Source organism: Shewanella inventionis (assembly GCF_014641855.1).
GTDB classification, from domain to species: domain Bacteria; phylum Pseudomonadota; class Gammaproteobacteria; order Enterobacterales; family Shewanellaceae; genus Shewanella; species Shewanella inventionis.
Genome location: NZ_BMII01000014.1, coordinates 85,763 through 109,102, shown reverse-complemented (window position 1 = coordinate 109,102; position 23,340 = coordinate 85,763). Strand labels below are relative to the sequence as shown.

The following is a 23,340-nucleotide window of genomic DNA, read 5'->3' as shown; positions in this document are numbered from 1 at the left end:
CTTACAATGTGCTGCATGATTTTGAAAAAGAATAACGATTTCTTTAGTCATGTGCCTTGTTTAAGCCTTTAAACTCTCGCTAAGTCATTACTTATTCACGCACAATGGTATAATAATATTTCACCGAATATTAACATTGAGATGTTTTTGTTCGTATACGTTTATTTGGAGTGTTCTTTTGTCTCGAGAAGCAAAACATTTTGATACCCGTTTTAAAATGGCGTTGTTACACCCGCGTTTTTGGCCAACATGGTTAGCCATTGCTGTGTTGTTTTTGTTTGGTATTTTACCCGCCAGTGTTCGCGATCCTATTGCCAGGCGTTTAGCGGTTATTGTGATGAAAATAGCCAAAAAACCAATCAGGATAGCCAGAATTAACATCAGTCATTGTTTTCCAGAAATGTCGGAAACAGAAGTTGAAGCGTTAGTTGAGCAAAACGTAAAAATGTTTGTGTTGGTCTTATTGTCGCAAGCCGAATTACTGTTTAGATCTACCGCACATTTAAAGCGTCGCATTCAAATGAATGGTTTTGAACATGTTAAAGCGGCCAGAGATGCCGGTCAGCCAATCATTTTTATCATGCCTCATGTGTGGCCAATGGAGTACGCAGGGCTACGTGTCAATATGGAAATTCCGTTAGTGACCATGGCTAAGGCTCATCGTAATGACTTATTTAACTGGTTTAGCAATCGTATGCGTAGCAGCCAAAATGGCCGAGTGTACATGCGTGAAGCTGGGATCCGTGCGTTATTAGCAGAGCTTAAAAAAGACAACAGCTTCTTTTATTTACCCGATGAAGATTTAGGGCCAGATAAAAGCGTATTTACGCCGTTTTTAGGCACAGTTAAAGCAACATTGCCTGTGGTTGGTCGTCTTGCTCAAGCCGGTAATGCTCAAGTGATGCCTGTTAAAATTGGTTATAATGAACAAGATAGGCAATTTATTATGACAGTAATGCCTGCAATTGCCCCCCAAGATATGGTGGGTAAAGAAAACGAAGCCTTGGCATTAAACAAAGTTGTAGAGCAGGTGATTACTGCCTATCCAGAACAATACATGTGGTTTTTAAGATTACTCAAAACCCGACCACCAGGCGAGCAGAGGTTTTACTAAAACAGGGTCGTGGCATTTAAGATGTTTAAACAATAATAAGAGGTGTATATGGATTTTAACGAATTGCTATCTGCCCTGTCGTTTGTGGTGTTCACTTATGACAATAGCCCAATTACTTTATTACAAATAATCCAAGTGCCACTTTATATTTTTCTTGCCTGGTTTATCGTTAGCCGAGTTGGAAAAATCATTGTTAGTGCATTACGCAGACGCAACGTAAGTGCAGATGCCGTGCACTTATTTTCTCGTATGTATTTAGTCCTCACCATCGCCATTTTGGCTATTACCAGTATGGATATTTTAAATATCCCATTAACGGCATTTGCTTTTGTCTCGGGTGCGATTGCGATTGGTGTGGGTTTTGGCGCGCAAAACATCATTAACAACTTTATCAGTGGTTGGATTTTGATGTGGGAGCGCCCAATTCGTATTGGCGACTTTTTAGAAGTAGGCGATGCTCGTGGTGTGGTTGAATGTATTAATACTCGCTCTACGCTTATTCGTCGTAACGACGGTGTGCATATGTTGGTGCCTAACAGCCAGTTACTTGAAAACACCGTGACCAACTGGACATTGATTGATAAAAACGCACGTACTTTTGTGCGTGTCGGTGTGGCATACGGCTCAGATGTTGTGTTAGTTCAAAAACTGTTATTTCAAGTATTAGCAGAGCGGGATGACATTAACGATAAGCCTAAACCATTGGTATTATTTGAAGATTTTGGCGATAACGCATTAACATTCGATACCGTTTTTTGGGTTAATGCGGTGTCTGAAACCGACATTCGTCGCCGCAGGAGTGAAATAAGATTTAGAATTTATGAGTTGTTCAACGAGCATAACGTCGTGATCGCTTACCCGCAACGTGATTTGCATGTGGATGGTAATCTCACTATTACCCGAAGTGATAAAAACTAAACTCACGTTTACCTTTTAATAAAAAAGACGCCGCGGCGTCTTTTTTATTGTTTATGTAGCCATACTCAAGCATGGTGATATTTAGGCTATTTGCTGGCTTTGGTGTGGCGGTCTAATAAGTTTTTATTAATATCAGCCATTGATAACCCTTGATCTTCTAGTAGCACGATTAAGTGGTACATCAGATCTGAGGCTTCATTGACCAGCTCTTCTTTGTCATGAGTGGCTGCGGCAAGGGCGGTTTCTAAACCTTCTTCACCGACTTTTTGGGCAATACGTTTAGTGCCACGCTCAAATAATGACGCGGTATAGCTTGAGTCGGCGCTTTGGCCTTTACGTGAAATAATCAAGTTGGTCAGATTATCAATAAAAGGGTGCGCGTTACCGTCTTTCCAGCAGCTTTCTGTGCCAGTGTGGCAGGTTGGGCCGCTTGGGATCACTTGCACTAAAAAACTGTCGTTGTCGCAATCTTTATCAATAGCGATTAAATCAAGGGTATTACCAGAGGTTTCACCTTTGGTCCATAAACGCTGTTTTGAGCGGCTAAAAAAAGTGACTTGTTTAGTGGTTAAGGTTTTTTCTAATGCAGCTTGGTCCATGTAGCCTAGCATCAGCACTTTGCCGGTTAGGTGATGTTGAACAACTGCAGGGATAAGCCCCTGTTGTTTGTCCCAATCTACGCTTGTGCTGTCAAATACGATATCAGTCATTGGTGTTCTCTTTTTCGGCAAGGTTATAAACGAATGGCAATGTGATTGGCGTGTAAATATTGCTTTAATTCGCCAATATCAATAATGCCTTTGTGGAATACACTAGCAGCCAATGCAGCGTCGACTTTAGCCTGTTCAAACACCTCTTTAAAGTGTTCCATGGTGCCCGCACCACCTGAAGCAATTAATGGCACGTCACAAATAGCGCGGATCATGCTTAATTGTTTTATGTCGTAACCGCCACGCACGCCGTCCTGGTTCATAACGTTAAGCACAATTTCACCACAACCGCGTTTTTGTACTTCTTCAACCCAATCTTGCGCATACCATTGGGTGTCTTTGGTGGCGGCTTCATCGCCGGTAAACTGTTTCACTTTGTAGCTGTCAGTTGCAGCGTCGTAGTATGAGTCAATCCCAATCACAATACATTGGCGACCAAACTCATCTTGCAAGCGCGATATTAAGCTTGGGTCGGTTAATGCTGGCGAGTTAATCGAGATTTTATCGGCACCAAAAGCCAGTTTCTCGCGCGCTTGCTCAATGGTTTTAATGCCACCGGCCACACAAAAGGGAATATCAATTTGTTCAGCAACACGGCTCACCCAGGACTTATCGATAACCCGGTCGTGGGCACTGGCGGTAATGTCATAAAACACCAGCTCATCTGCGCCTTCTTCGGCATATCGGGCGGCGAGTGGAACGATGTCGCCGACAATTTCATGGTTGCGAAATTGCACGCCTTTAACCACTTTACCTTCACGAACGTCAAGACACGGAACTATACGTTTGGCCAGCATTGTATTGCCTCCTCAACGGTAAATTGATTAATAAGCAAGGCTTTACCAATAATAATGCCTGAGGCTTTACTGTCACGCACTGCGGCTACGTTATCTAGGGTGGCGATACCGCCCGATGCTTGCCACAAAATGTTTGGGTAAACCGATGCAAGCTCAGTATAAAGCTCAGTATTAGCGCCTGTCAGAGTGCCATCACGGCTGATGTCGGTAACTAAAGCATGTTTAAGGCCAACGCTTTCAAACTCGGCGACTAACGATTCTAATGACTTACCGCCACCTGATTGCCAGCCAGAAACCGCCACTATTTTTTCGCCAGCCTCATTAATGTTGACATCAAGGGCTAAACAAATAGCGTCGCTACCGTATTTTACAAACCAGCTTTTTACCAGTTCAGGTTCTTTAACGGCCAGTGAGCCAATCACCACACGTTTAACCCCAATATTGAGCAGCTCTGCAACTTGCTCTTCACTGCGAATACCGCCGCCCACTTGAATATCAACCTCAAGCCCTGCGGCTAACTCGCTGATCAGTTGGGTTTGACGTTTAGCGGGATCTTTTGCCCCCGTGAGGTCAACAATATGCAGCAGTTTGGCACCTTGTGCTTGATAAGATTGCAGTTGTGCCAGCGGGCTTAAGTCGAAGGTGGTTTGTTTGTCGTAGTCACCTTGGTATAAACGCACCACTTGGCCGTCAATTAAATCAATGGCTGGAATAATCACTGTGATGTCCCCATGTTTAATCCCATCTGTAAAAAGTTCTGTAAAATCTGCGCACCGACTTTGGCGCTTTTTTCAGGGTGGAATTGCACCCCGAAAAAGTTATCTTTACCAATGGCCGCACTAAATGATTCGCCATAAGTGCTGCTGGCTAAGGTGTATTCACTAATGGGCGCGCGGTAGCTGTGAACAAAATACACATAGCTGCCATTTTCAATCCCGCTAAATAGCGGATGGTCGCTAACCTCTATTTGGTTCCAGCCCATGTGGGGTAAAGGCAAGCCTTTGCTGTCAAGGTCGCCAATATCTGTAGGCACAAGCCCTAAGCAGGTAATATCTTGCTCACTGCGTCCGCCATGTTCATTAGATAAATTGGCGAGCATTTGCATGCCAAGACACACGCCCATCACTGGTTGAGTTAAACTTTTAATCAACTCGATTAAGTTTTTTTGCTTTAACGCATCCATTGCCGCACCTGCTGTGCCAACACCTGGCAAAACAACGCGAGCGGCGCTGCGAATAACATCAAAGTCTGCACTGACAACGACATTGGCTTTTAGGCGCTCAAACGCAAAACGCACAGAGCTTAAATTGGCGCAACCCGTGTCGATAATTACAGTTAAGTCATTGGCATTGATTGAAGAAACAGATTCTTGTGTCACGTTAACTCCTTACAGAACGCCTTTGCTTGATGGCAGTATGTCGCCTTCGACTTTCACCGCTTGGCGAAGTGTGCGACCTAAGACTTTAAACAGTGCTTCTACTTTGTGGTGATCGTTATCGCCTGTTGAGCCAATGTGTAATGTACAACGAAGGCCATCAGCAAATGAGCGGAAGAAATGCGGGACCATCTCGGTGGCCATTTCGCCGACCATTTCACGGTCAAAATCTGCATTGAATTTAATAAATGGACGCCCTGAGATATCCATTAAACACTCGCCGCTGGCTTCATCCATCGGTAAGCTAAAACCAAAACGCGCAATACCACGTTTGTCGCCTAATGCTTGGCGAATCGCATCACCAATGGCTAGGGCGGTGTCTTCAACGCTGTGGTGGTCGTCAATTTCTAAATCGCCGTCGACGTGGACGTCCATTTTGAAATTACCGTGGGTTTGAATTTGATCAAGCATGTGGTCAAAAAAGCCGATGCCTGTTTCAATTACCCCTTTGGCTTGGCTGTCTAAGTCTATGGTCACTTTAATGTCGGTTTCTTTGGTGGTACGTACTACCGTGGCGATACGGCCTTTGCTTAATAGGGCATTGGCGATGTCATCCCAGTTAAGCGTTGTACGGTCGTATTTAAAGCTTTTAATGCCCATGGCATTGGCAAGCTCGACGTCAGTGTCACGATCGCCAATCACGGCTGAGGTGGTAAAATCGATTTTACCTTGAGTTAAGTAGTCTTTAACCAAGCCAAGTTTGGGTTTGCGACAGCTGCAGTTTTCGTCATTAAAGTGTGGGCAAATGACCACATCGTCAAATTTAACACCTTGGCTAGAAAAGATTTGCATCATCATATTGTGCGGGGCGTCAAAGTCTTCTTTTGGAAATGAAGGGGTGCCTAAACCGTCTTGATTACTCACCATCACTAAGCGAAAACCGGCTTTTTGTAACTTGAGTAATGCTGGGATAACTTGCGGCTCAAAAACCAGTTTTTCTAAGCGGTCTAATTGCTTATCGATTGCTGGCTCTTCTACTAATGTGCCATCGCGGTCGATGAATAATATGTTCTGTTTCATGTGACTACCTTAACAATAGGGTGTAATTTTTTTAGTTAATTTTTACAAATGTCAATTGGGTTTAAGCCGCAGAGCCGTTAAACAATGCAATTATGGCATTGGTTTGTAGCTCGTTAGTAAAACTAAAACGGATAGCATCGGCTAAACGAGGGTCTTTATATGCACGGGCAACAATGCCTGCCTCACGTAAGCGCTCAGCTACACTGGCAACATCGTCAAATTTAGCTAACACGTAGTTACCGTTTGCTGGCAGTACTTGAGCGCCAAAAGCACTTAGTGCCGCACTTAATCGCAGGCCTTGTTCTACTAATGTGGCCACCTGAGTTTGCATGGTGTCAAGACCTTGCGCGCTCAAGGCTTTAGTGGCTAATTCTGATACAGGGAGTGGCACTGGATAAGGCGCAATCACTAACATGACTAAATCGATAATGGCATCATTGGCTAACATAAAGCCACAACGCGCGCCGGCCAATGCAAATGCTTTTGATAATGTGCGCAGCACCACAAGGTTAGGGTAGGTGCTGAGTAAATCTGCCACGCTATACTCTGGGCAAAACTCAATATAGGCTTCGTCAACGACAACAATGGCATTTGGCGCAGCTTGAATGGCTTGCTCAATGTTCTCTTTTGATATCACAGTACCCGTTGGGTTATTTGGGTTACAAATAAACACAATTTTAGCGTCGCCAATTTGATTCGGCCATGCATCAGGTAGTTGGTAATTATCAGTTAAACTGAGCGCCGTAACTCCAACATTAAACGTGGCAGCACTAATGGCGTACATGCCGTATGTGGGCCCAAAACAAGCGATACTGTCGACACCTGGTACGCAAAAAGTGCGGATTAACAATTCAATCGCTTCATCAGCGCCGCGACTGGCAATAATGTTACTGGCCTTAACACCAGAGTAATTGCTGTATGCATTGATAAGCTCTGGAGGTTGGCATTCTGGGTAGCGGTTTACTTTATCTAAATCACTGTTGTTAAACGGTGATTCGTTAGCATTGATCCAAATATCTCCCCGCCCGCCAATGCGTCTTGCACTTTGATATGGGGTTAATTTGAGTAATTCTGGTCTGGCCAACTGTTTTGGATCAAAAAGCGCTGCTGTGTTTTGGCTCATGGCTATGTTCTCTATTTCACTAAACTATCATTGTTGTAGGCTGGCTAGGCGAATTGCGATGGCATTTTTATGGGCATCTAGCAGTTCATTTTCGGCCAGTACCATGACACTTTGACCTAGGCTTTGTAAGCCTTGTACACTCAACTCTTGAACAGTAAAGCGGCGGCTGAAATCAGCGAGCGACAAACTTGAAACCGAGCGGCTGTAACCATAAGTTGGTAATACATGGTTAGTGCCACTGGCGTAATCACCGACAGACTCTGGCGTATATGCGCCTAGAAATACTGAGCCCGCACCGCGTATTTTTTTAAGCACATCACGTGGCGAGCTGGTTTGAATTATCAAGTGTTCTGGGCCATATAAGTTAGATACTTTAGCGGCTTCAATCATGTCGCTCACAATAATACTGCGGCTGCATTCTAGTGCTTTTGCTGCAATGTCTTTACGGCTCAATTGTGCGAGTTGTTCAACTAACGCTTGATTTACAGCTTGCGCTAAGTCAACTGAGTCAGTGACTAACATCACTTGTGAATCAACGCCATGCTCTGCTTGTGACAGTAAATCTGAGGCCACAAATGCTGGGTTTGCGTCTTTGTCGGCAATCACCAATACTTCTGATGGGCCTGCGGGCATATCAATTGATACGCTTACTCGACTGTCTTGCGACACTAAACGTTTTGCTTCAGTAACGTAGCGATTACCTGGGCCAAAAATTTTGTCTACATTAGGTACAGACTCAGTACCAAATGCTAATGCTGCTATGGCCTGAGCTCCGCCCACTTGGAATATGTCGGTAATGCCACACACATTAGCAGCATACACAATGGCATCGTTAATCGGTGGTGGGCTCACTAATACACGTTTTTCACAGCCGGCGATCTTTGCAGGTAAAGCCAGCATCATCACAGTAGAGATAAGTGGCGCTGTACCACCTGGAATATATAAACCAACGCGTTCAATTGGCTCACTTCTTAACTCACAACGAATTCCCGCTTGGGTCTCAATATCAACACCATTAAACACTTGTGCTTTGTGAAATGTTTCAATGTTTGCAACAGCTTGTGCTATAGCTTGCTTAACATCGACACTAACACGTTCGCATGCAGCATTAATTTGCTCAGCCGTTAATGCCAGTTTGGTGAGTTCAACACCATCAAAACGCTTGTTAAAGTTAATTAGCGCCGCATCACCTTGACTACTAACCTGTTCAATAATATCGCGTACGCCTTGCTCAACACTGGCATCACCAATCAGTGGTGAACGTGCTAAGGTTTGCTGCTGCTCAGCCGTTGTCAAAGAGGCCCAATCGAGAATTTGCATCTGTGTTACCCCATCATTTTTTCAATTGGCATAACAAGAATTGAGCTTGCGCCTAGGGCGGTTAATTCTTCCATGGTATCCCAGAACAAATCTTCGCTGCTTACTGCATGGATTGCCACACGGTTAGTGTCATCGTTTAATGGCAATACCGTTGGGTTTTCAGCACCGGGTAGTAGCGCTACAATTTGGTCTAATGTTTCGGTTGGGGCGTGCAATAAGATGTATTTGCTTTCACGAGCGCGGATAACGCCATTCATGCGGGATAAAATTTTGTCGATGAGCGCTTGTTTTTCTGGCGTTTGATCTTCGTTTGATTGAATAACGCAGGCCATTGAACGGTAAATCACTTCGGTTTCATATAAGCCGTTAGCTTCGAGTGTGGCACCGGTAGAGACCAAGTCACAGATCCCGTCAGACAAGCCGGCTCTTGGGGCGACTTCAACTGAACCTTTTAGCATACAGTCACTGTAGTTAATGCCTTTTTCTTGCATAAAGCGGCGCAGTAGATTTGGGTAAGAGGTGGCTATACGTAAGCCTTCAAGTGAGGTGGCATCCTTGTATTCAAACTCATTTGGTACAGCAAGAGATAAACGACAAGAGCCAAAATCTAATTCACGTAACTTGGTACAAGCTGATGGTTTATTGAGTGTTTGACGTTCGATTTGTTCTTCTTCTAGTACGTTTTCGCCAATGATGCCTAGGTCGACCACTCCGTCCATAACTAGACCAGGAATGTCATCATCACGCACACGTAATAAATCAATTGGCATGTTATCAGCGTGAGCAATAAGACGTTGTTCATTAACGTTAAATTTCACACCACAGCTTTTAAGTAGCTGTTGTGACTCTTTTGATAATCGCCCCGATTTTTGAATGGCGATGCGTAAACGCTTTGACTGGCTCATGTGATACTTCCTTATGTGTTAACTATAAAATGTTGTAAATTAAAATATTATTTCTAAAAACAAAGAGCAGAAAACAAAAAACCCCTGAAATTCCTTCCAGGGGTTTATGTGAAAATGTGTTCACCACCAGAAGGATAACGTCCTCCGGCAGTAAGCATCCGAAGGCTACCGCATATGGTGATGATGATGGATTGTAGTCACTTGGATGTTCATGTTTGTTCTCTTGTGGTTGTCTTAAAAAATCACTTTAAATGAGGAATTATTCACTCATTTGTTACTGTGTAAAACGACTTGCAGTTAACTTAACCGCATTTATGCTTGTTTGCAATAGTGAACAAAGCATTTCTGTCATTTTATTACCAAATTTTTTGCATAAGTTATGCATTAAGAGCTCATGATGATTTTTACTCATGATGCTTACCTTAATTTAGTCTCCTTTTGGGGTTATGGATAAATCATATTGGAGGAAGTGAGCTGAAGTTGCATTTGACTACTGATATCCGCTTTTTGGCTGGCGGTTAATTGGTTTGAGTTCTCAATGGCAATTAGGGCATTTTTTTTATCAAAACCACTCCACACATTAACTGTACTAATAATGGATTCTAAACGGACGCTGGTGTCGCTGATCCGCTCAGCAATATTAAAGGCTTGTTGCGGATCGGTTTGAGTTAATTGGCTTGCTCTTTGGCGATAGGCAATATCTTGATTGTCTTCAGAGAGCATGGCAACAACTTGTAAAAATTGGGATTCAGAATAGTCTGCAAGGGCGTAACTGGCATTAATGATAATATCGCGTTGCACATTGGCGTCGTAATTTTCAATTCTATCCAACATCATGTCGGGATCTACGCTGGCAATCTCTGCAACGGCGCTGTTGTAATAATCGAGATTTAATTCGTACGTTTGTTTTTGGTTGTTTAAAAAGGCCAAAGCTGCTTCCGGATCGGTTTCTGCCATTTTACGGGAAATAATAAAAACACCATTTGCGCGTTGATCGATTGCAATGCTGTCTAGCCAGTCAATGGCTTCTTGAATATTTTTTTCAACTAATTGATATACCATGGACGTAATAAGATAATTAGTAGACTCATTTAGGGGGAGTGATGATATGAGACTTGCTGCTTCTGTGGGTGATTGCTCAATATAGTAGTACATGGTATTTAAGTACATTTTAAGCGTTGAGGGCGTTTCGGGTTGTTGCTTTAGCCACTGAAATGCTGCCATAGCATCTGTACTGGCCCATGAGTCAACAATCGACATAATGACAGAGCTTTTCATTGGCTCGGTGGTGAGTATGTCAACTTCGCTTAACGCTTGCTGGGGATTAACTGAAGCTAAGCCTCGCAAATAGCTGTCGAGTAACGATTCGTATTGTTCAGTCTGTTTTTGTTGTTCAAGCCAAGAAATAACATTCGAAATTTGTTTTTTGCCGGCTATTTCTAAGATAAAGCCGTATAAGTCCTCGTGTTGAGTTTCTTGAGCAATAAGTAAGGCTTCTAAAGGATCTTGTTCAGCGAGTTGCATGATCTTAAATATTGACATGTATGGCGTGGCATCTTGTAATATTGGTGCTTTTATCGCTTCACTATCATGGCCTGTGTTATCGTCCTGTGGTGATGTACTCATAGTTGTCTTGGATGAGACTGTCATTCCTTTGGACTGAAATATTGCGGTATCAGTGGTGAGTGGTTGCTGGCCTTGGGGATTATCAGCATCATTTTGCCAAATAAGTGGGTAGCTTATAAAGCCAATGCACCAACTGAGGAACACCACAATTAACCATTTCATTTTGCTTTTCCTTAAGCACAATTCACATTTAAGCTGTTAATAGCATATAAGACATTTAATACCAATCAGCACAAGAATGATCAGTTATTTATCCTGATCGGTATAACGTTATTATGATGCATAAGCAATTGCAATAATTTGTGCCAGTTAGCTTAATTGCTACAAGCGTATTCATTGTTATTTATGTGGGTAGAAGTTTGTATAGGCATAATCATCGAGTATTAGAGAGCTATATCATGCGTAAAAGTGATAAAAAAATAGATAATCAACTGAGACTGGTGTTAACGAATGTGTGCGAACATGCTCTTGAGCTTTATCCGGGCTTTGAGTGGATCACTCATACCGCAGATTATGGTGCGTTTCCTAAAAGTTTACTGATTGTGTGCGTGTTTGAAACCGAATTCCAGCTAGCTCAATTTAGTCATAATGGGGCTAAGCTTGAGCTCATAAATCTGATTAAACACACTTTAGCTAAAGATGGCATTGTCCTTAACAATATGACTCAGCATGTGCAGTTTGATACTGAAGCTGCTTGTAAACAGCAACACCAGGGAAATTGGGCATTACGCTTAGCGACTCTCAAATCTTGTAGGGCAGGCAACGGGGCTAGCTAATGCTGAATGATTTGAAGTTGTCCAGATGGTTATAAAAGTGCAGTACGTGTGCTAACTCGTAATCTTGCTTATTGAGTTTCCCGTAGGCAAAATGCGGGGCGAGTTTACCTTGATATTGTTTAAATTCTTGCAGCGAATTTATCAACCGAGCCAATGCTTGATGAGCGTCTATACTGGGGTCCAGTTCGGGAGCAGCTGGAATGGCCTCAGCAAGGTTATGCGTCATTGCCCCTTTTATGGCAAAGGCTGAAAACGCAATGGTGCCAATTGTGCGTTTGAAAACAGCTGATTTATGCTGAGGAAACCCACTCATTGAAAATTCGACACTTTGGGCGCAATGAGTAAATACTTGAGCGCTATTCCATTGGCCTAAACTCATTTTTGTTAGCACTTCAGTTGGCAATGCGCCAAGCATTTCTAGTTTAGACAATAATGCTTCGAGCGTTAGCGATTTAGCATCACCACCTTGGCTTAACCAAAGCGCACTCGCTGCGCTAATACCAACAACAGAAGTTAGCATACCCACTTTTAAAAATTGTCTACGTTGCATTAATGAGCCTTTTTGTTAGGTTTGGTCAGCCGAGTAAACTCAATGGTAAAGCCTTTATTGTTTTGGCCACTAACAGCAACAGTTAAATGCTGCTTATCAATAAATATATATTCAATTTTGTTTGGAAAGTCGTGTTCGAGGTTTTCAAATACCACACTTTTACCGTCACAATGCGTTAATTTAAACGCGATGGGTAATGGATTATGCGCAACCTTTGCCAAATAAAAAATGCCTTCAGGCATGCTTAATAAGCGTAATGACTCGTTGTGCTGCCATTGGTCTGTGTAGGTTTCACCACTACCTTCAAAGGTGTTGTCACTCACTTGGTGCCATTGTTCTTGAATAATGCGTTTTTGCTGCACATTTTGCCAGGTGCCTATTAAAGCGCCTAGGTCTGAGATCTTTTCACAAGGCTTAGCCCAAGAGGGGATTGGAAGTAATAATACCAGCCAGAGTATTGTTAATCTCATTAATTACCTTCTGCAATGATATTGTTTATCTTAGCCTGTTTTCTTGCGTACACTAGTGCAAATAACGGTGTGGCCATCAGTGTTGTAACAATTGCCATCACTACCATAATTGAAAATAATCCTTGCTCAATAATGCCGTGTTGTAGTGCAATATTGATAATAATGAGCTCCATTAATCCTCTGGCATTCATTAAGGCACCAATGGCCATCGCGGTTGGGTTGTCGGCACCACTTAAGCGTGCAGCAGCCCAACATGCAATGCCTTTGGCCAATATGGATGCCACTAAAATTATTGCGGTAATACTGAGTAATTGCCATGAAGCTAATAAGGTTAACTCAGTTTTTAAACCAGAATATGTAAAAAACATTGGTAATAAAATCATTAACGTAATTGTGTGTAGTCTAGCGGTAAGTATGTCAGTCAGTTTACCTCTAGGCATAGCAACGCCCAGTAAAAAACCGCCAAAAACGGCATGCAACCCAACCCATTCCATCGCGTAAGCTGATAAGGCGAATAAACCTAACACCGCGATAAATGGAACAAAGCCCAATTGACCGGTATTTTGCACTTTATTCGCAAGCGGTTGAAGCCAAGTGGTTGCTTTTGTGAGCATAATATAAGCATAAAAAGCGCCACCGCATAAGGCTTTTAATGCTAACAAAGCACCTCCGCCATAACTGCCCAGAACAATAGCCAGAATAAACCATGCAGCAGCGTCGTCTATGGCGCCAGCGGCTAAGGCTAATGTACCTAAAGATGTGCCTGCTAATCCACGTTCATAAACGATTCTTGCCAGCATCGGAAAAGCAGTAATTGCAATTGCAGCTCCCATAAATAATGCGGCTTGGGTAAAACTGATATTTTCGGTGAACAGTCCAGGGACATCTACCAGCCAAATACATAGCAAGATGGCAACACAAAAAGGAGCTAACATGCCGGCTAATGATACTGCCAGCGCTGATTTTGCCTGCTTTTTAAATAAGTCGGTATTGAATTCCAATCCAACCAAAAACATGTACAGGCCAACACCTAATTGTGCGCCAAAGTAAAGCCAAGATTGGGTTTGTTCAATAAATATGCCTTGTTGCCAGTCTGGCCAGATGAATCCTAAAAGAGAAGGGCCTAACATTACGCCTGCAATCATTTCTCCAACCACTTTAGGTTGGCCTATAAATTTTGCTAAATACCCCATTATTTGAGATGCAATAATGATGATTAACAGTTGCAATGAAAAAGCAAAAACAAGCTCTATTGTATTCATATTGCCTTAAAGGAAATGCTGTTTTATTAAATGTCTACAAGGACGCTAACTATTCTATAGAGCCGACGTTCGGTCAAGCGGGTATTGTTAAAATAGTGTAGCGATATGATGAAATAAACTCGCGACATAGTGAGTGTAATTACGATAAATGATTGGAAGATGTTGTTGTTATCAGCATAATACGAGCAATCTTTGCCTGTAGACATAATATCAAATGAGGGTATTTTGAGCTCAAGACTCACTCAAAGCGTTATTCACCATTTTGGCGAGCATGGTGCGTTAGCCAAAAACGTGCACAATTATCATAATCGACAAAGCCAAACCGATATGGCTATGGCGGTGAGTGAGTCAATTAGTCAAAAACATAATCTGCTAATTGAGGCTGGTACGGGGGTGGGAAAAACTTTTGCGTATTTGCTACCAGCGTTACTCAGTGGCAAGCAAGTGGTCATTAGTACGGGCAGTAAAAATTTACAAGAGCAGTTGTTTTTAAAAGACTTACCTGCATTGCTTTCGATGTTAGATATGCACGTGCCCATTGCATTACTGAAAGGGCGTAATAATTATTTGTGCCAATTACGTCTTGAAAAACAAATGCAAAATGCTGCGCATTTTAGTGAAAGTTACATTGACGATTTACTAAAAGTTAATCAATGGGCAAATTTAAGCAAAGACGGTGATATCGGCAATTTAACCTCGGTTGCTGAGCATTCTGATGTATTACCGAGTGTGGTCAGCACTAAAGAAACTTGTACAGGTAAAAAGTGCCAGTACTACGATGTCTGTTTTACTCGTAAAGCACGATTACGTGCCATGGATGCTAAACTTGTGGTGGTAAATCATCATTTGTTTTTTGCCGACAGATTACTTAAAGATACCGGATTTGCCGAGTTACTCCCCGATCCCGATGTGGTTATTTTTGATGAAGCCCATTTAGTACCCGATATTTGCATTAATTACTTTGGCAGCCATATTTCAAGCCGCGAAATTGACACCTTACTCAACGGGATCATCAAACTTCATCGAGAAGTGATCCGCGACAGTATTCAAATAGAACAATTGGCGCAGCGAGGCTTAATTGCCTTAAGTGAATGGCATAATGTGATGTTTGAACATCAGGTAACTGATTGGCGCAAAGTGCTTGCCAATAAACACTTAGCAACAGTGTCCTGGACGCTACAACAAGCATTAGCGGATTTGGCTGGTATAATGGTGCATCATCTTGGGCGAGATGATCAACTTGATTTAGCCTTTGAGCAGCTACACGAACTTAGCCAAAAACTTCAAGACTATTTTGAATGTAAAGACATGCAAGCGGCTTACAGTGTTGAGTTAGGTGCAAGGTTTATTATGTTAAGGCTTAGCCCAATCAATGTGGCTAAACAATGTCAGCAATTATTTGATGTCAATACTCGCTGGATATTTACGTCAGCCACCTTACAGGTCAATCGCAGTTTAGCGCACTTTGCCACCGAGTTAGGCTTAACCTCGGCTAAACAAGTGATATTAGATAGCCCGTTCGACTACCCTAATCAAGCAATGTTTTGTGTACCAAGGCATTTAGGTAAAGTGGGGCAATCGCAGCATTCAGTAAAGCAATTAGTTGATGTGTGTGTACAAGCCATTAATGCGGCGCAAGGGAGAACATTTATTTTGTTCACCAGCCATCAGATGCTAGAGCAAGTTGCGTCGTCCTTGCACGGTCGCACAGCTTATCCGTTATTGATACAAGGGCAGGCGAGTAAGCAAAGTTTGCTCAATAAGTTTAGGCAACTTGGCAATGCGGTATTGCTTGGTACCAGTAGTTTTTGGGAAGGGGTTGATGTGCGCGGTAAATTATTAAGTTGTGTGATCATCGATAAATTACCGTTTGTGTCACCTGATGATGCCCTTTATAAAGCCCGAGCCGCAAATGCCGAGCGACAAGGGTTAGATCCCTTTACTCAGATTTCGTTACCACAAGCGGTGATTAGCTTAAAGCAAGGTGTTGGCCGGCTTATTCGCGATGAGAAAGACCGTGGCGTGCTGATTTTATGTGACAATCGAATCGTGAATCGCACTTATGGCCAAGCTTTTATTAATTCACTGCCGCCAATGCAACGCACACGTGATTTAGACAAAGCGCTGCAATTTTTAAAACATATCCCTTAAGCTTTTTAAAACCTAACGCATCAGTTATCATGCTGGGCTTATTTGATGTTTTTTACTGGGTACTTTTTCATAATGTCACAGCTGTTAACCGTCCTTGCTCTTGATACCTGCACCGAAACCTGCTCTGCTGCGCTTACTGTCAATGGCAAGGTTTTTGCCCAAATTGCTGATGCGCCTCGCGAACACAGCCAGCGCCTATTACCTATGGTTGATGAAGTATTAGCACAAGCCCAAGTGACATTAGCCGATGTTGATTTAATTGCATATGGCCGTGGTCCTGGCAGTTTTACCGGTATACGTATTTGTACCAGCATGACGCAGGGTTTAGCGCTTGGTCTTGATTTGCCCGTTATTGGTATCTCAACGCTTGCTGCAATGGCGCAAGCTGTTATTACTGAAACAGGGGCAACTCAAGTGCTATGTTGTATCGATGCCCGCATGAATGAAGTTTACTGGGGGCAATTTGTTGCCAAAGATGGCATTGCAACGTTAGTCGGTCAAGAGCATGTAAGTGTGCCAGGTTCGGTTGAATTACTACTTGATAGTGCTCAACAAATTCAAGCATGTGGTACAGGCTTTGAAGCATATCCGCAGTTGTTGACATTATCATCTCACATGACGGTGTGTGACATGGCTACTTATCCTGATGCAAAATACATGTTATTGCTTGCACAGCATGGTTACCAAAATGGGCTACATACTAGTGTCGATGAATTGGCGCCAGTTTACCTACGTGATACCGTGACCTGGCAAAAACTTCCTGGTCGAGAATAGCCAATGTGGATAAATTGGCATATTATTTAATCAACACTTCACATTATATTGAGATAGCCAGTTACGCATATGACGATTAATTCAGCATTATCTTTGGCAAATAATCAATCAGGCTCGGTGAGCCTGAGCCAAGCTGTTGCTGGAAATAGGCCCATTGCGCCAGCTCGCGATCCTATTATTGTCAATCCGGGTGTTGCTGTTGCTGAACAACAAACCGAAAACAGCAATACCTTGGCAATCGTTGATGATGTGACGTTATCAGCTAAACAACAAGCTCGCGTAGAATATGATCGTGAAACGACAAGCCAACGTGGTGCTATCGCGCAGTATTTAACGACCCAACACTCTGCTAAACGAGAAGAAATTCAACAAATGGTCGGTATCGACTTATATGCCTAATGCGGTATCTGCAACGCCAAGCCGTAGTCGATTTATGCTTGAACTGCTGGTGGCTTTTTTACTGACTCGTTTTCCTTACATCTCCATTCCGTTTAAATGGCTCGAAAGTTACTTCCATGAGTTATCTCATGGTATTGCAACATTAGTCACGGGTGGTATGGTCAGCCATATTCAATTATTTCCTAATGGTGCTGGCCTGTGTTTCAGTCAAGGTGGCAATAGTTTGTTAATTGCCTACGCAGGTTATTTTGGCGCTGCAGTGTGGGGGTATTTAATATTTTTACTCGCTACGAAAAAAAGCATCATCCGCTTTACCCTCAGTTTACTTGGATTAACAGTTGCGGCCTCGTTGGTGTTCTGGGCGCGCGATATTCTCACGATTGCCATCTTGCTTGTATTAGCAATACTTTTTTTGTTACCACTTAAATTAAAAAACAGTAGTGCATTAAACACCTTACTGCGTATATTAGGACTCATGATAGTTTTGAATGCCATGGCAAGCCCAATGGTATTATTTGGGCTAAGTGGTCAGGGCGATGCCGTAATGTTAGCGCAACTGACCTGGATACCTGCATGGATATGGGTGATGACCTGGCTGTTATTCAGTGGGTTAATGCTATGGTTATGTTGGCAAAAAGTCGATTACAACAAAGGAGTAAGTAAATGAAACGTAACATGATGTTAGGTGCATTAATGGGGTTATCGAGCCTGGGATTAACCACAAGTGTATTTGCAGCCGATGTAGCACCGACAAAGCAAGTAGCTATGCCGCAAGTGAATGCTGCGTTAGCGAAAGTCGTGGCCAGTGAATTCAGAACACCTGAAAATAAATTGCGTGATCAATACCGCCACCCAGCAGAAACCTTAGCTTTTTTTGATGTTAAACCTGATCAAACTGTGATTGAGCTATGGCCTGGTGGTGGTTGGTATGCAGAAATTATCGCGCCATATCTGGCAGAGAAAGGTCAATATATTGCTGCCAATTTTGAAACAAAACCTGCCACAGATACAAAGCAAAGTGCTTATTATCAGTCAGCGGGATTAAAATTTGAAAAGTGGGCAAGTGATAACAAAGCCAGTGTGGGTAATGTGCAATTTGTGACCCTAGATCCACCGGCTAAGTTTTCTTTAGGCAAAGATAACTCCGCTGATCACGTGCTGACATTCCGTAATTTGCATAATTGGGCAATGAAAGGCGAGCTAGAAGGGGTGTTTAAAGCTGCTTATGATGTTCTAAAAGTAGGTGGTTCACTTGGTGTGGTTGAACATAGGGCTAATATTGGTATGGCTGCAGAAAGCGGTTATATGGATCAAAATCAAATGGTCGAATTAGCCAAAAAATACGGTTTTAAATTAGCCGCAACATCAGAAATTAACGCCAATCCAAAAGACACCAAAGATTATCCAAAAGGCGTGTGGACACTGCCACCACGACTTGCAATGGGTGAGCAAGACAAGCAAAAGTATCTTGATATTGGTGAAAGCGATCGTATGACGCTTAAGTTCACCAAAATAGCGGCTAAATAAGCGGCTAAGGGATAATCTACAGCATTTATGCTGTGGGTTGTCCCTAATAATTGACTGACGTTCTCATTGATCATTGGTTTGGTCTATAGGCAGTACATCAGTGCAGTCTCTTTTACCTATTCTTAGCGCCATCCAATGTCGTTTTGCCGTAAAAAAGTGAGCCCAGCATGCTGACACTTAACTCAACCGAATTTCAAATCCCATTGGCGCATATCACCCTTGCAGCAAAGCGTTATGGCAAAATCGATAAACCAATCATTTTGGCGTTGCACGGCTGGTTAGACAACGTAGACAGTTTTATTCCTTTGGCTGATGAGTTTGAACAACAAGGCATACTAAACACGTTTCAGCTGATTTGCATTGATTGGCCAGGGCATGGTTTGTCTGATCATCGGCCCGGACGATATCCACTACATTGGGTTGACTATATTTATGATTTGCATGCCGTTATTCAGGCTATATCAGTCGAAAACCAACCTATTATATTGATTGGCCATTCTTTAGGAGGCATTGTCGCCTCAGCTTATAATGCCTGTATGGGCGAAAATGTAGCAAAACTTATTCTTATCGAAGCACTTGCACCTTTATTTGAGTCTGCCCAGCACGCCAAAAATCGACTGCGTAAAGGCTTATTGCAACAACAAGGTTTTAATCGTCAGTTAGCGAGGCCAACACCAACCTATTCTTCAATTGATGTCGCGGTCCAAGCTCGGCATCAACTCACTGGTCTTGCTTTGCCATGGTGCGAGTTAATCACCCAACGAAATATGCAACTAGTCGATGATAAATGTGCCTGGAGAAGTGACCCTAGATTAAAACTTGATTCGTTAAATCGTTTTACTTTTGAACAAGTTGATGGATTAATGTCATGCAGTGATACCCGGACACTCTTTATTGCAGCACAGGATGGCTACAAACAACTCACCCAAACAGAACATCATGCAAATACCTGGTTTAGCGACATTAAAATGGTAACATTAGCGGGCGATCATCACTTACATATGGGTAATGCTAAGCAGGTGGCAGAAACGATTGGAGCATTTATTCTAAAATAGTGTCTATGACTGCTGAAATCACTGTTATTTTGAATTCATTTATGTGATTATGGTCAAAAATTAAAACGCTTGTATGATTTTTGTCACTACAAGATAAATAAAAAAGCCTGCAAAAACAAAATTAATGATATGCAGTTGCGATAAATTTTACCACTGACGGGGAATGCACGTCTTAGCACAGTGGAATAATTAGGAGACACTTGTGGACCAGCCTTGGATTAATCACCTGCCTGAACATGTTCCGGCCGAAATAGACTCATCTCAATTTAGTTCTTTAGTACACATGTTTGAAGATTCAGTGGCTAAATATGCCGATCAAGCTGCATTTATCAACATGGGTGCGACGATGACGTATCGCAAACTTGAAGAGCGTAGTCGGGCATTTGCAGCTTATTTACAATATGAATTGCATTTAAATAAAGGTGACCGAGTTGCCATAATGATGCCCAACTTATTACAGTACCCCATTGCGTTATTTGGTATTTTACGGGCCGGTATGGTCGTGGTTAACGTTAATCCACTTTATACCCCTCGCGAATTAAAACATCAATTAATCGATTCTGGTGCTAAAGCAATAGTCGTGGTATCAAATTTTGCTAACACCCTAGAGGAAATCGTTGATCAAACTCCAGTAGAGTCTGTCATCATTACTAGCCTTGGTGATCAGCTAAGCGCCCCTAAGCGTACTTTAGTTAATTTCGTTGTAAAATATATCAAAAAAATGGTACCTAAATACCATTTACCTCATGCAAGATCATTTCGCGATGCGTTAAGTAAAGGCCGTCGTCTGCAATATATTAAAGCAGACATCAATGGTGACGATTTGGCCTTTTTACAATACACGGGTGGCACTACTGGCGTGTCAAAAGGCGCTATGTTAAGCCACAACAATGTGGTTAGTAACGTACTACAAGCCAATGGTGCATACTCGCCAGCGCTCAAAGACGGTGTTGAGTTTGTGGTAACAGCATTGCCGCTTTATCATATTTTTGCGCTAACAGTGAACTGCTTATTGTTTTTACACAAAGGCAGTAAAAACCTGTTAATCACCAACCCGCGTGACATCCCCGCATTTGTTAGTGAGTTAAATAAATATCCATTTACCGCGTTAACAGGGGTAAATACATTATTTAATGCATTAGTGAACAACGATGAATTTACTCAATTAGACTTTTCACGGTTAAAGTTTTCAATTGGTGGCGGTATGGCTGTTCAGCGTGCAGTTGCAGACAAATGGCAGAAAATAACCAAAACGCGTCTACTTGAGGGTTACGGTCTAACAGAAGCATCGCCCCTTGTAACATGCTGTCCTTATAATTTAGACGGTTATAATGGCTCTATTGGTTTTCCTGCACCGTCAACGCTTATTCAAGTCCGTGACGATGATGGTAATGTATTAGCGCAAGGTGAAACCGGCGAGTTGTTCGCAAAAGGCCCGCAAATTATGCAGGGTTATTGGCAACGTCCTGAAGAAACATCAAAAGTTATCGACAAAGATGGCTGGTTAGCCACAGGTGACATAGGTTACATGGACGAGAAGGGCTTTTTCTTTATTGTGGATCGTAAAAAAGACATGATTTTAGTGTCTGGCTTTAATGTATTCCCGAACGAAGTTGAAGAAGTTGTTGCTATGCATCCCAAAGTCATCGAAGTTGCCGCCGTGGGTGTACCTCACGAAGCAAGTGGTGAATTGGTGAAGGTGTTTGTGGTTGCCAAAGATAAATCGCTCACCGAAGAAGAGCTAATTAAGCACTGTAAACATCATTTAACGGGATATAAAGTGCCTAAGCTGGTAGAATTTAGGGACGAATTACCAAAAACGAATGTGGGTAAGATTTTACGCCGACAACTTCGAGACGAAGTGAAGCAAGCATAAAATGATAAGCCGGCAACAATGCCGGTTTTTTATTGGTTGATTTTTTTACGCCATTTATCGACATGTATATAGAGTGGGGCTTATTTTGTTAACGTTTGAATATATCAGTGATGATGCCAGCCTTTTATCATTAGTTGAACAATACCAACAAAGCACATTATTAGTGCTAGACACTGAGTTTGTTCGTACGCGAACTTATTATGCCAAATTAGGCCTTATCCAGGCTTATGATGGCAAAACACTGGCCTTGATTGATCCTATTGCCATTACTGATCTCAGCCCATTTTGGCAGCTATTAACCAATGAAAATATTGTTAAATTAGTGCATTCATGTAGTGAAGATTTAGAAGTATTTGCCCATTATGGTGAATGTCAGCCAAGTCCACTGTTTGACAGTCAAATTGCGGCAAGCCTTGCAGGTATGGGGCACGGATTAGGTTATGCCAAATTGGTTGAGGCGTGTTTACAGGTTGAAATTGATAAAGGCGAGTCACGTACCGATTGGATGAAACGGCCACTTTCTGAAGCGCAGTTGCAGTACGCAGCAAATGATGTGTATTACTTATATCAACTGTACCCACAACTTCAGCAACAACTTGCAGAAAAGCAGCGTGAAGCCTGGTTGTTTGAAGAAGGTCAGCGTATGACCGAAGGGCGGATGTCATTGCCCGACGGTGATACCATTTATCTTAAAGTTAAAAATGCGTTTCAGCTTAATGGTAAGCAATTGGCCTATTTAAAAGTATTGGCAAAGTGGCGTTTAAATAAGGCTGTCAATCGTAATTTGGCGTTAGGTTTTGTGGTTAAAGATCATGCACTTATTGCTTTGGCAAAAAAGCAACCTAGTACGCTTGCAGAATTAAGCCGATTAACAGAATTAACTGAGCAAGAAAAACGTGTACATGGCAAAGATTTAATCGCCGTTATGGCGACAGCAGATCTTAATAATCTGCCTGAAGAAGTCGACATTGTTGCACTTAAGTCGGGCTACAAGTCAGCGTTTAAAGAGATAAAAAATCGCTTAACTGAAGTGTGCGAACGAGAAAATGTGCCACTGGAATTTGTCGGTTCTAAGCGCCATATTCATGAATATTTGCTATGGCTTTATCACACTAAACAAACAGCAACGCCATTATTATTGTGTGGTTGGCGAGGGGAACTTATTGGTGATTTGCTTGGCGATATTCGTTTTAGCTAAACAGCAATAAACAACAAAAAGATACTCAGTTAGCGTGAGTATCTTTTTGTGACGTCAAAATGCGCGTAATGCGTTATTTTGAATCAGGCAGGGTAACGTTGAGCTCTAACACCGACAAATTATCATCGTTTTGATCCAGTTGCACAGAGACTTGGTCATCTGATATCTGAACATATTTACGGATCACTTCAATGATTTCTTGTTTCATCTTTGGAAAGTAATCGGGCGCACCGCGTTCTCCACGTTGATGTGCCACAATAATTTGCAATCTTTCCTTTGCCAACGATGCGGTGTTAGGTTTTTTATTGCTTCTGAAATAATCAAGTATCGACAT

Annotated in this window: 24 protein-coding genes and 1 other annotated feature; of the genes, 11 read left to right on the top strand and 13 right to left on the bottom strand. The window is 42.4% G+C overall.

Translation table 11 applies throughout. From position 1 onward, the window contains the following. The first annotated feature begins 178 nt into the window (after positions 1 to 178). Entirely contained in the window at positions 179 to 1,114 is a 936-nt protein-coding gene (gene lpxM, locus IEW93_RS09845; RefSeq protein WP_188739167.1) for a lauroyl-Kdo(2)-lipid IV(A) myristoyltransferase, read from the top strand. A 48-nt stretch (positions 1,115 to 1,162) separates the two neighbouring features. Then, on the top strand, positions 1,163 to 2,032 hold the full coding sequence (locus tag IEW93_RS09840) for a mechanosensitive ion channel family protein (protein ID WP_188739166.1): 870 nt from the start codon (positions 1,163 to 1,165) through the stop codon (positions 2,030 to 2,032). An 86-nt stretch (positions 2,033 to 2,118) separates the two neighbouring features. On the opposite strand, the gene hisIE is transcribed toward IEW93_RS09840, so the two are convergent. The 9 genes from hisIE to IEW93_RS09795 form a co-directional block, all read right to left on the bottom strand. Continuing rightward, complete coding sequence (hisIE, locus tag IEW93_RS09835) at positions 2,119 to 2,742, bottom strand: bifunctional phosphoribosyl-AMP cyclohydrolase/phosphoribosyl-ATP diphosphatase HisIE (RefSeq protein ID WP_188739165.1); 624 nt, start codon at positions 2,740 to 2,742, stop codon at positions 2,119 to 2,121. Positions 2,743 to 2,765: 23 nt separating this feature from the next. Beyond that, a complete protein-coding gene (hisF, locus tag IEW93_RS09830; RefSeq protein WP_188739164.1) occupies positions 2,766 to 3,539 on the bottom strand; it encodes an imidazole glycerol phosphate synthase subunit HisF in 774 nt (257 codons plus the stop codon). Beyond that, a complete protein-coding gene (gene hisA / locus IEW93_RS09825) occupies positions 3,521 to 4,258 on the bottom strand; it encodes a 1-(5-phosphoribosyl)-5-[(5-phosphoribosylamino)methylideneamino]imidazole-4-carboxamide isomerase (RefSeq protein WP_188739163.1) in 738 nt (245 codons plus the stop codon). Before hisA ends, hisF begins: the two co-directional genes overlap by 19 nt. Then, positions 4,255 to 4,917 (bottom strand): imidazole glycerol phosphate synthase subunit HisH, encoded by a 663-nt coding sequence (gene hisH / locus IEW93_RS09820; protein WP_188739162.1) that lies wholly within the window; start codon positions 4,915 to 4,917, stop codon positions 4,255 to 4,257. Before hisH ends, hisA begins: the two co-directional genes overlap by 4 nt. Positions 4,918 to 4,926: 9 nt before the next feature. Beyond that, positions 4,927 to 5,994, bottom strand: a complete 1,068-nt coding sequence (gene hisB / locus IEW93_RS09815; protein WP_188739161.1) for a bifunctional histidinol-phosphatase/imidazoleglycerol-phosphate dehydratase HisB — start codon at positions 5,992 to 5,994, stop codon at positions 4,927 to 4,929. Between the two features lie 61 nt (positions 5,995 to 6,055). Then, on the bottom strand, positions 6,056 to 7,117 hold the full coding sequence (hisC, locus tag IEW93_RS09810) for a histidinol-phosphate transaminase (RefSeq protein WP_188739160.1): 1,062 nt from the start codon (positions 7,115 to 7,117) through the stop codon (positions 6,056 to 6,058). Between the two features lie 27 nt (positions 7,118 to 7,144). Continuing rightward, on the bottom strand, positions 7,145 to 8,437 hold the full coding sequence (gene hisD, locus IEW93_RS09805) for a histidinol dehydrogenase (protein WP_188739159.1): 1,293 nt from the start codon (positions 8,435 to 8,437) through the stop codon (positions 7,145 to 7,147). Between the two features lie 5 nt (positions 8,438 to 8,442). After that, on the bottom strand, positions 8,443 to 9,342 hold the full coding sequence (gene hisG, locus IEW93_RS09800) for an ATP phosphoribosyltransferase (protein ID WP_188739158.1): 900 nt from the start codon (positions 9,340 to 9,342) through the stop codon (positions 8,443 to 8,445). A 71-nt stretch (positions 9,343 to 9,413) separates the two neighbouring features. Further along, positions 9,414 to 9,532: a sequence feature (His leader region), on the bottom strand. Between the two features lie 254 nt (positions 9,533 to 9,786). Continuing rightward, positions 9,787 to 11,130, bottom strand: coding sequence for a hypothetical protein (locus IEW93_RS09795; protein WP_188739157.1), 1,344 nt, complete (start codon positions 11,128 to 11,130; stop codon positions 9,787 to 9,789). Between the two features lie 236 nt (positions 11,131 to 11,366). Between IEW93_RS09795 and IEW93_RS09790 the strand changes: the two genes are divergently transcribed. Then, positions 11,367 to 11,744, top strand: a complete 378-nt coding sequence (locus tag IEW93_RS09790; RefSeq protein ID WP_188739156.1) for a Fis family transcriptional regulator — start codon at positions 11,367 to 11,369, stop codon at positions 11,742 to 11,744. Here the strand turns inward: IEW93_RS09790 and IEW93_RS09785 are convergent. Genes IEW93_RS09785 through IEW93_RS09775 form a run of 3 tightly spaced genes read right to left on the bottom strand, consistent with a single transcriptional unit; the run spans position 11,737 to position 14,026 of the window. After that, a complete protein-coding gene (locus tag IEW93_RS09785; RefSeq protein ID WP_188739155.1) occupies positions 11,737 to 12,294 on the bottom strand; it encodes a DUF1569 domain-containing protein in 558 nt (185 codons plus the stop codon). The genes IEW93_RS09790 and IEW93_RS09785 overlap by 8 nt on opposite strands. Next, complete coding sequence (locus tag IEW93_RS09780) at positions 12,294 to 12,764, bottom strand: DUF6265 family protein (protein ID WP_188739154.1); 471 nt, start codon at positions 12,762 to 12,764, stop codon at positions 12,294 to 12,296. Before IEW93_RS09780 ends, IEW93_RS09785 begins: the two co-directional genes overlap by 1 nt. Continuing rightward, on the bottom strand, positions 12,764 to 14,026 hold the full coding sequence (locus IEW93_RS09775; RefSeq protein WP_188739153.1) for a cation:proton antiporter: 1,263 nt from the start codon (positions 14,024 to 14,026) through the stop codon (positions 12,764 to 12,766). Before IEW93_RS09775 ends, IEW93_RS09780 begins: the two co-directional genes overlap by 1 nt. Positions 14,027 to 14,251: 225 nt before the next feature. Between IEW93_RS09775 and yoaA the strand changes: the two genes are divergently transcribed. The 8 genes from yoaA to rnd all read left to right on the top strand — a co-directional run bounded on the left by yoaA (position 14,252) and on the right by rnd (position 23,006). Beyond that, a complete protein-coding gene (gene yoaA / locus IEW93_RS09770) occupies positions 14,252 to 16,177 on the top strand; it encodes a DNA repair helicase YoaA (protein ID WP_188739152.1) in 1,926 nt (641 codons plus the stop codon). 72 nt (positions 16,178 to 16,249) lie between these two features. After that, positions 16,250 to 16,951 carry a tRNA (adenosine(37)-N6)-threonylcarbamoyltransferase complex dimerization subunit type 1 TsaB gene (tsaB, locus tag IEW93_RS09765; protein ID WP_188739151.1) on the top strand — a complete coding sequence of 234 codons (702 nt, stop codon included), beginning with the start codon at positions 16,250 to 16,252 and terminating at the stop codon, positions 16,949 to 16,951. A 69-nt stretch (positions 16,952 to 17,020) separates the two neighbouring features. After that, the gene (locus tag IEW93_RS09760) at positions 17,021 to 17,350 is read left to right on the top strand and encodes a hypothetical protein (protein WP_188739150.1); all 330 of its coding nucleotides are present in this window, start codon (positions 17,021 to 17,023) and stop codon (positions 17,348 to 17,350) included. Next, complete coding sequence (locus IEW93_RS09755; protein ID WP_188739149.1) at positions 17,343 to 18,017, top strand: M50 family metallopeptidase; 675 nt, start codon at positions 17,343 to 17,345, stop codon at positions 18,015 to 18,017. Before IEW93_RS09760 ends, IEW93_RS09755 begins: the two co-directional genes overlap by 8 nt. 98 nt (positions 18,018 to 18,115) lie before the next feature. Then, a complete protein-coding gene (locus IEW93_RS09750) occupies positions 18,116 to 18,877 on the top strand; it encodes a class I SAM-dependent methyltransferase (RefSeq protein WP_223420080.1) in 762 nt (253 codons plus the stop codon). Between the two features lie 167 nt (positions 18,878 to 19,044). Then, positions 19,045 to 19,932, top strand: coding sequence for an alpha/beta fold hydrolase (locus IEW93_RS09745; RefSeq protein ID WP_188739147.1), 888 nt, complete (start codon positions 19,045 to 19,047; stop codon positions 19,930 to 19,932). Positions 19,933 to 20,134: 202 nt separating this feature from the next. Continuing rightward, entirely contained in the window at positions 20,135 to 21,808 is a 1,674-nt protein-coding gene (fadD, locus tag IEW93_RS09740) for a long-chain-fatty-acid--CoA ligase FadD (RefSeq protein WP_188739146.1), read from the top strand. Positions 21,809 to 21,893: 85 nt separating this feature from the next. Further along, positions 21,894 to 23,006: a ribonuclease D gene (rnd, locus tag IEW93_RS09735; protein ID WP_188739145.1), complete on the top strand. Its 1,113-nt coding sequence runs from the start codon at positions 21,894 to 21,896 to the stop codon at positions 23,004 to 23,006. A gap of 73 nt (positions 23,007 to 23,079) precedes the next feature. Here the strand turns inward: rnd and minE are convergent, their stop codons facing one another. Further along, positions 23,080 to 23,340 carry a cell division topological specificity factor MinE gene (gene minE / locus IEW93_RS09730; protein ID WP_160052275.1) on the bottom strand — a complete coding sequence of 87 codons (261 nt, stop codon included), beginning with the start codon at positions 23,338 to 23,340 and terminating at the stop codon, positions 23,080 to 23,082.

Excerpts from the sequence above, each read along its gene's own strand:
- IEW93_RS09780 (WP_188739154.1), bottom strand. The coding sequence starts at position 12,764 with ATGAGATTAACAATACTCTGGCTGGTATTATTACTTCCAATCCCCTCT.
- IEW93_RS09760 (WP_188739150.1), top strand. The coding sequence starts at position 17,021 with ATGACGATTAATTCAGCATTATCTTTGGCAAATAATCAATCAGGCTCG.
- hisIE (WP_188739165.1), bottom strand. The coding sequence starts at position 2,742 with ATGACTGATATCGTATTTGACAGCACAAGCGTAGATTGGGACAAACAA.
- hisC (WP_188739160.1), bottom strand. The coding sequence starts at position 7,117 with ATGAGCCAAAACACAGCAGCGCTTTTTGATCCAAAACAGTTGGCCAGA.
- IEW93_RS09785 (WP_188739155.1), bottom strand. The coding sequence starts at position 12,294 with ATGCAACGTAGACAATTTTTAAAAGTGGGTATGCTAACTTCTGTTGTT.
- tsaB (WP_188739151.1), top strand. The coding sequence starts at position 16,250 with ATGTCACAGCTGTTAACCGTCCTTGCTCTTGATACCTGCACCGAAACC.
- minE (WP_160052275.1), bottom strand. The coding sequence starts at position 23,340 with ATGTCGATACTTGATTATTTCAGAAGCAATAAAAAACCTAACACCGCA.
- IEW93_RS09790 (WP_188739156.1), top strand. The coding sequence starts at position 11,367 with ATGCGTAAAAGTGATAAAAAAATAGATAATCAACTGAGACTGGTGTTA.
- hisD (WP_188739159.1), bottom strand. The coding sequence starts at position 8,437 with ATGCAAATTCTCGATTGGGCCTCTTTGACAACGGCTGAGCAGCAGCAA.
- IEW93_RS09840 (WP_188739166.1), top strand. The coding sequence starts at position 1,163 with ATGGATTTTAACGAATTGCTATCTGCCCTGTCGTTTGTGGTGTTCACT.
- hisF (WP_188739164.1), bottom strand. The coding sequence starts at position 3,539 with ATGCTGGCCAAACGTATAGTTCCGTGTCTTGACGTTCGTGAAGGTAAA.
- hisG (WP_188739158.1), bottom strand. The coding sequence starts at position 9,342 with ATGAGCCAGTCAAAGCGTTTACGCATCGCCATTCAAAAATCGGGGCGA.
- IEW93_RS09795 (WP_188739157.1), bottom strand. The coding sequence starts at position 11,130 with ATGAAATGGTTAATTGTGGTGTTCCTCAGTTGGTGCATTGGCTTTATA.
- IEW93_RS09745 (WP_188739147.1), top strand. The coding sequence starts at position 19,045 with ATGCTGACACTTAACTCAACCGAATTTCAAATCCCATTGGCGCATATC.
- IEW93_RS09750 (WP_223420080.1), top strand. The coding sequence starts at position 18,116 with ATGCCGCAAGTGAATGCTGCGTTAGCGAAAGTCGTGGCCAGTGAATTC.
- hisB (WP_188739161.1), bottom strand. The coding sequence starts at position 5,994 with ATGAAACAGAACATATTATTCATCGACCGCGATGGCACATTAGTAGAA.
- IEW93_RS09755 (WP_188739149.1), top strand. The coding sequence starts at position 17,343 with ATGCCTAATGCGGTATCTGCAACGCCAAGCCGTAGTCGATTTATGCTT.
- IEW93_RS09775 (WP_188739153.1), bottom strand. The coding sequence starts at position 14,026 with ATGAATACAATAGAGCTTGTTTTTGCTTTTTCATTGCAACTGTTAATC.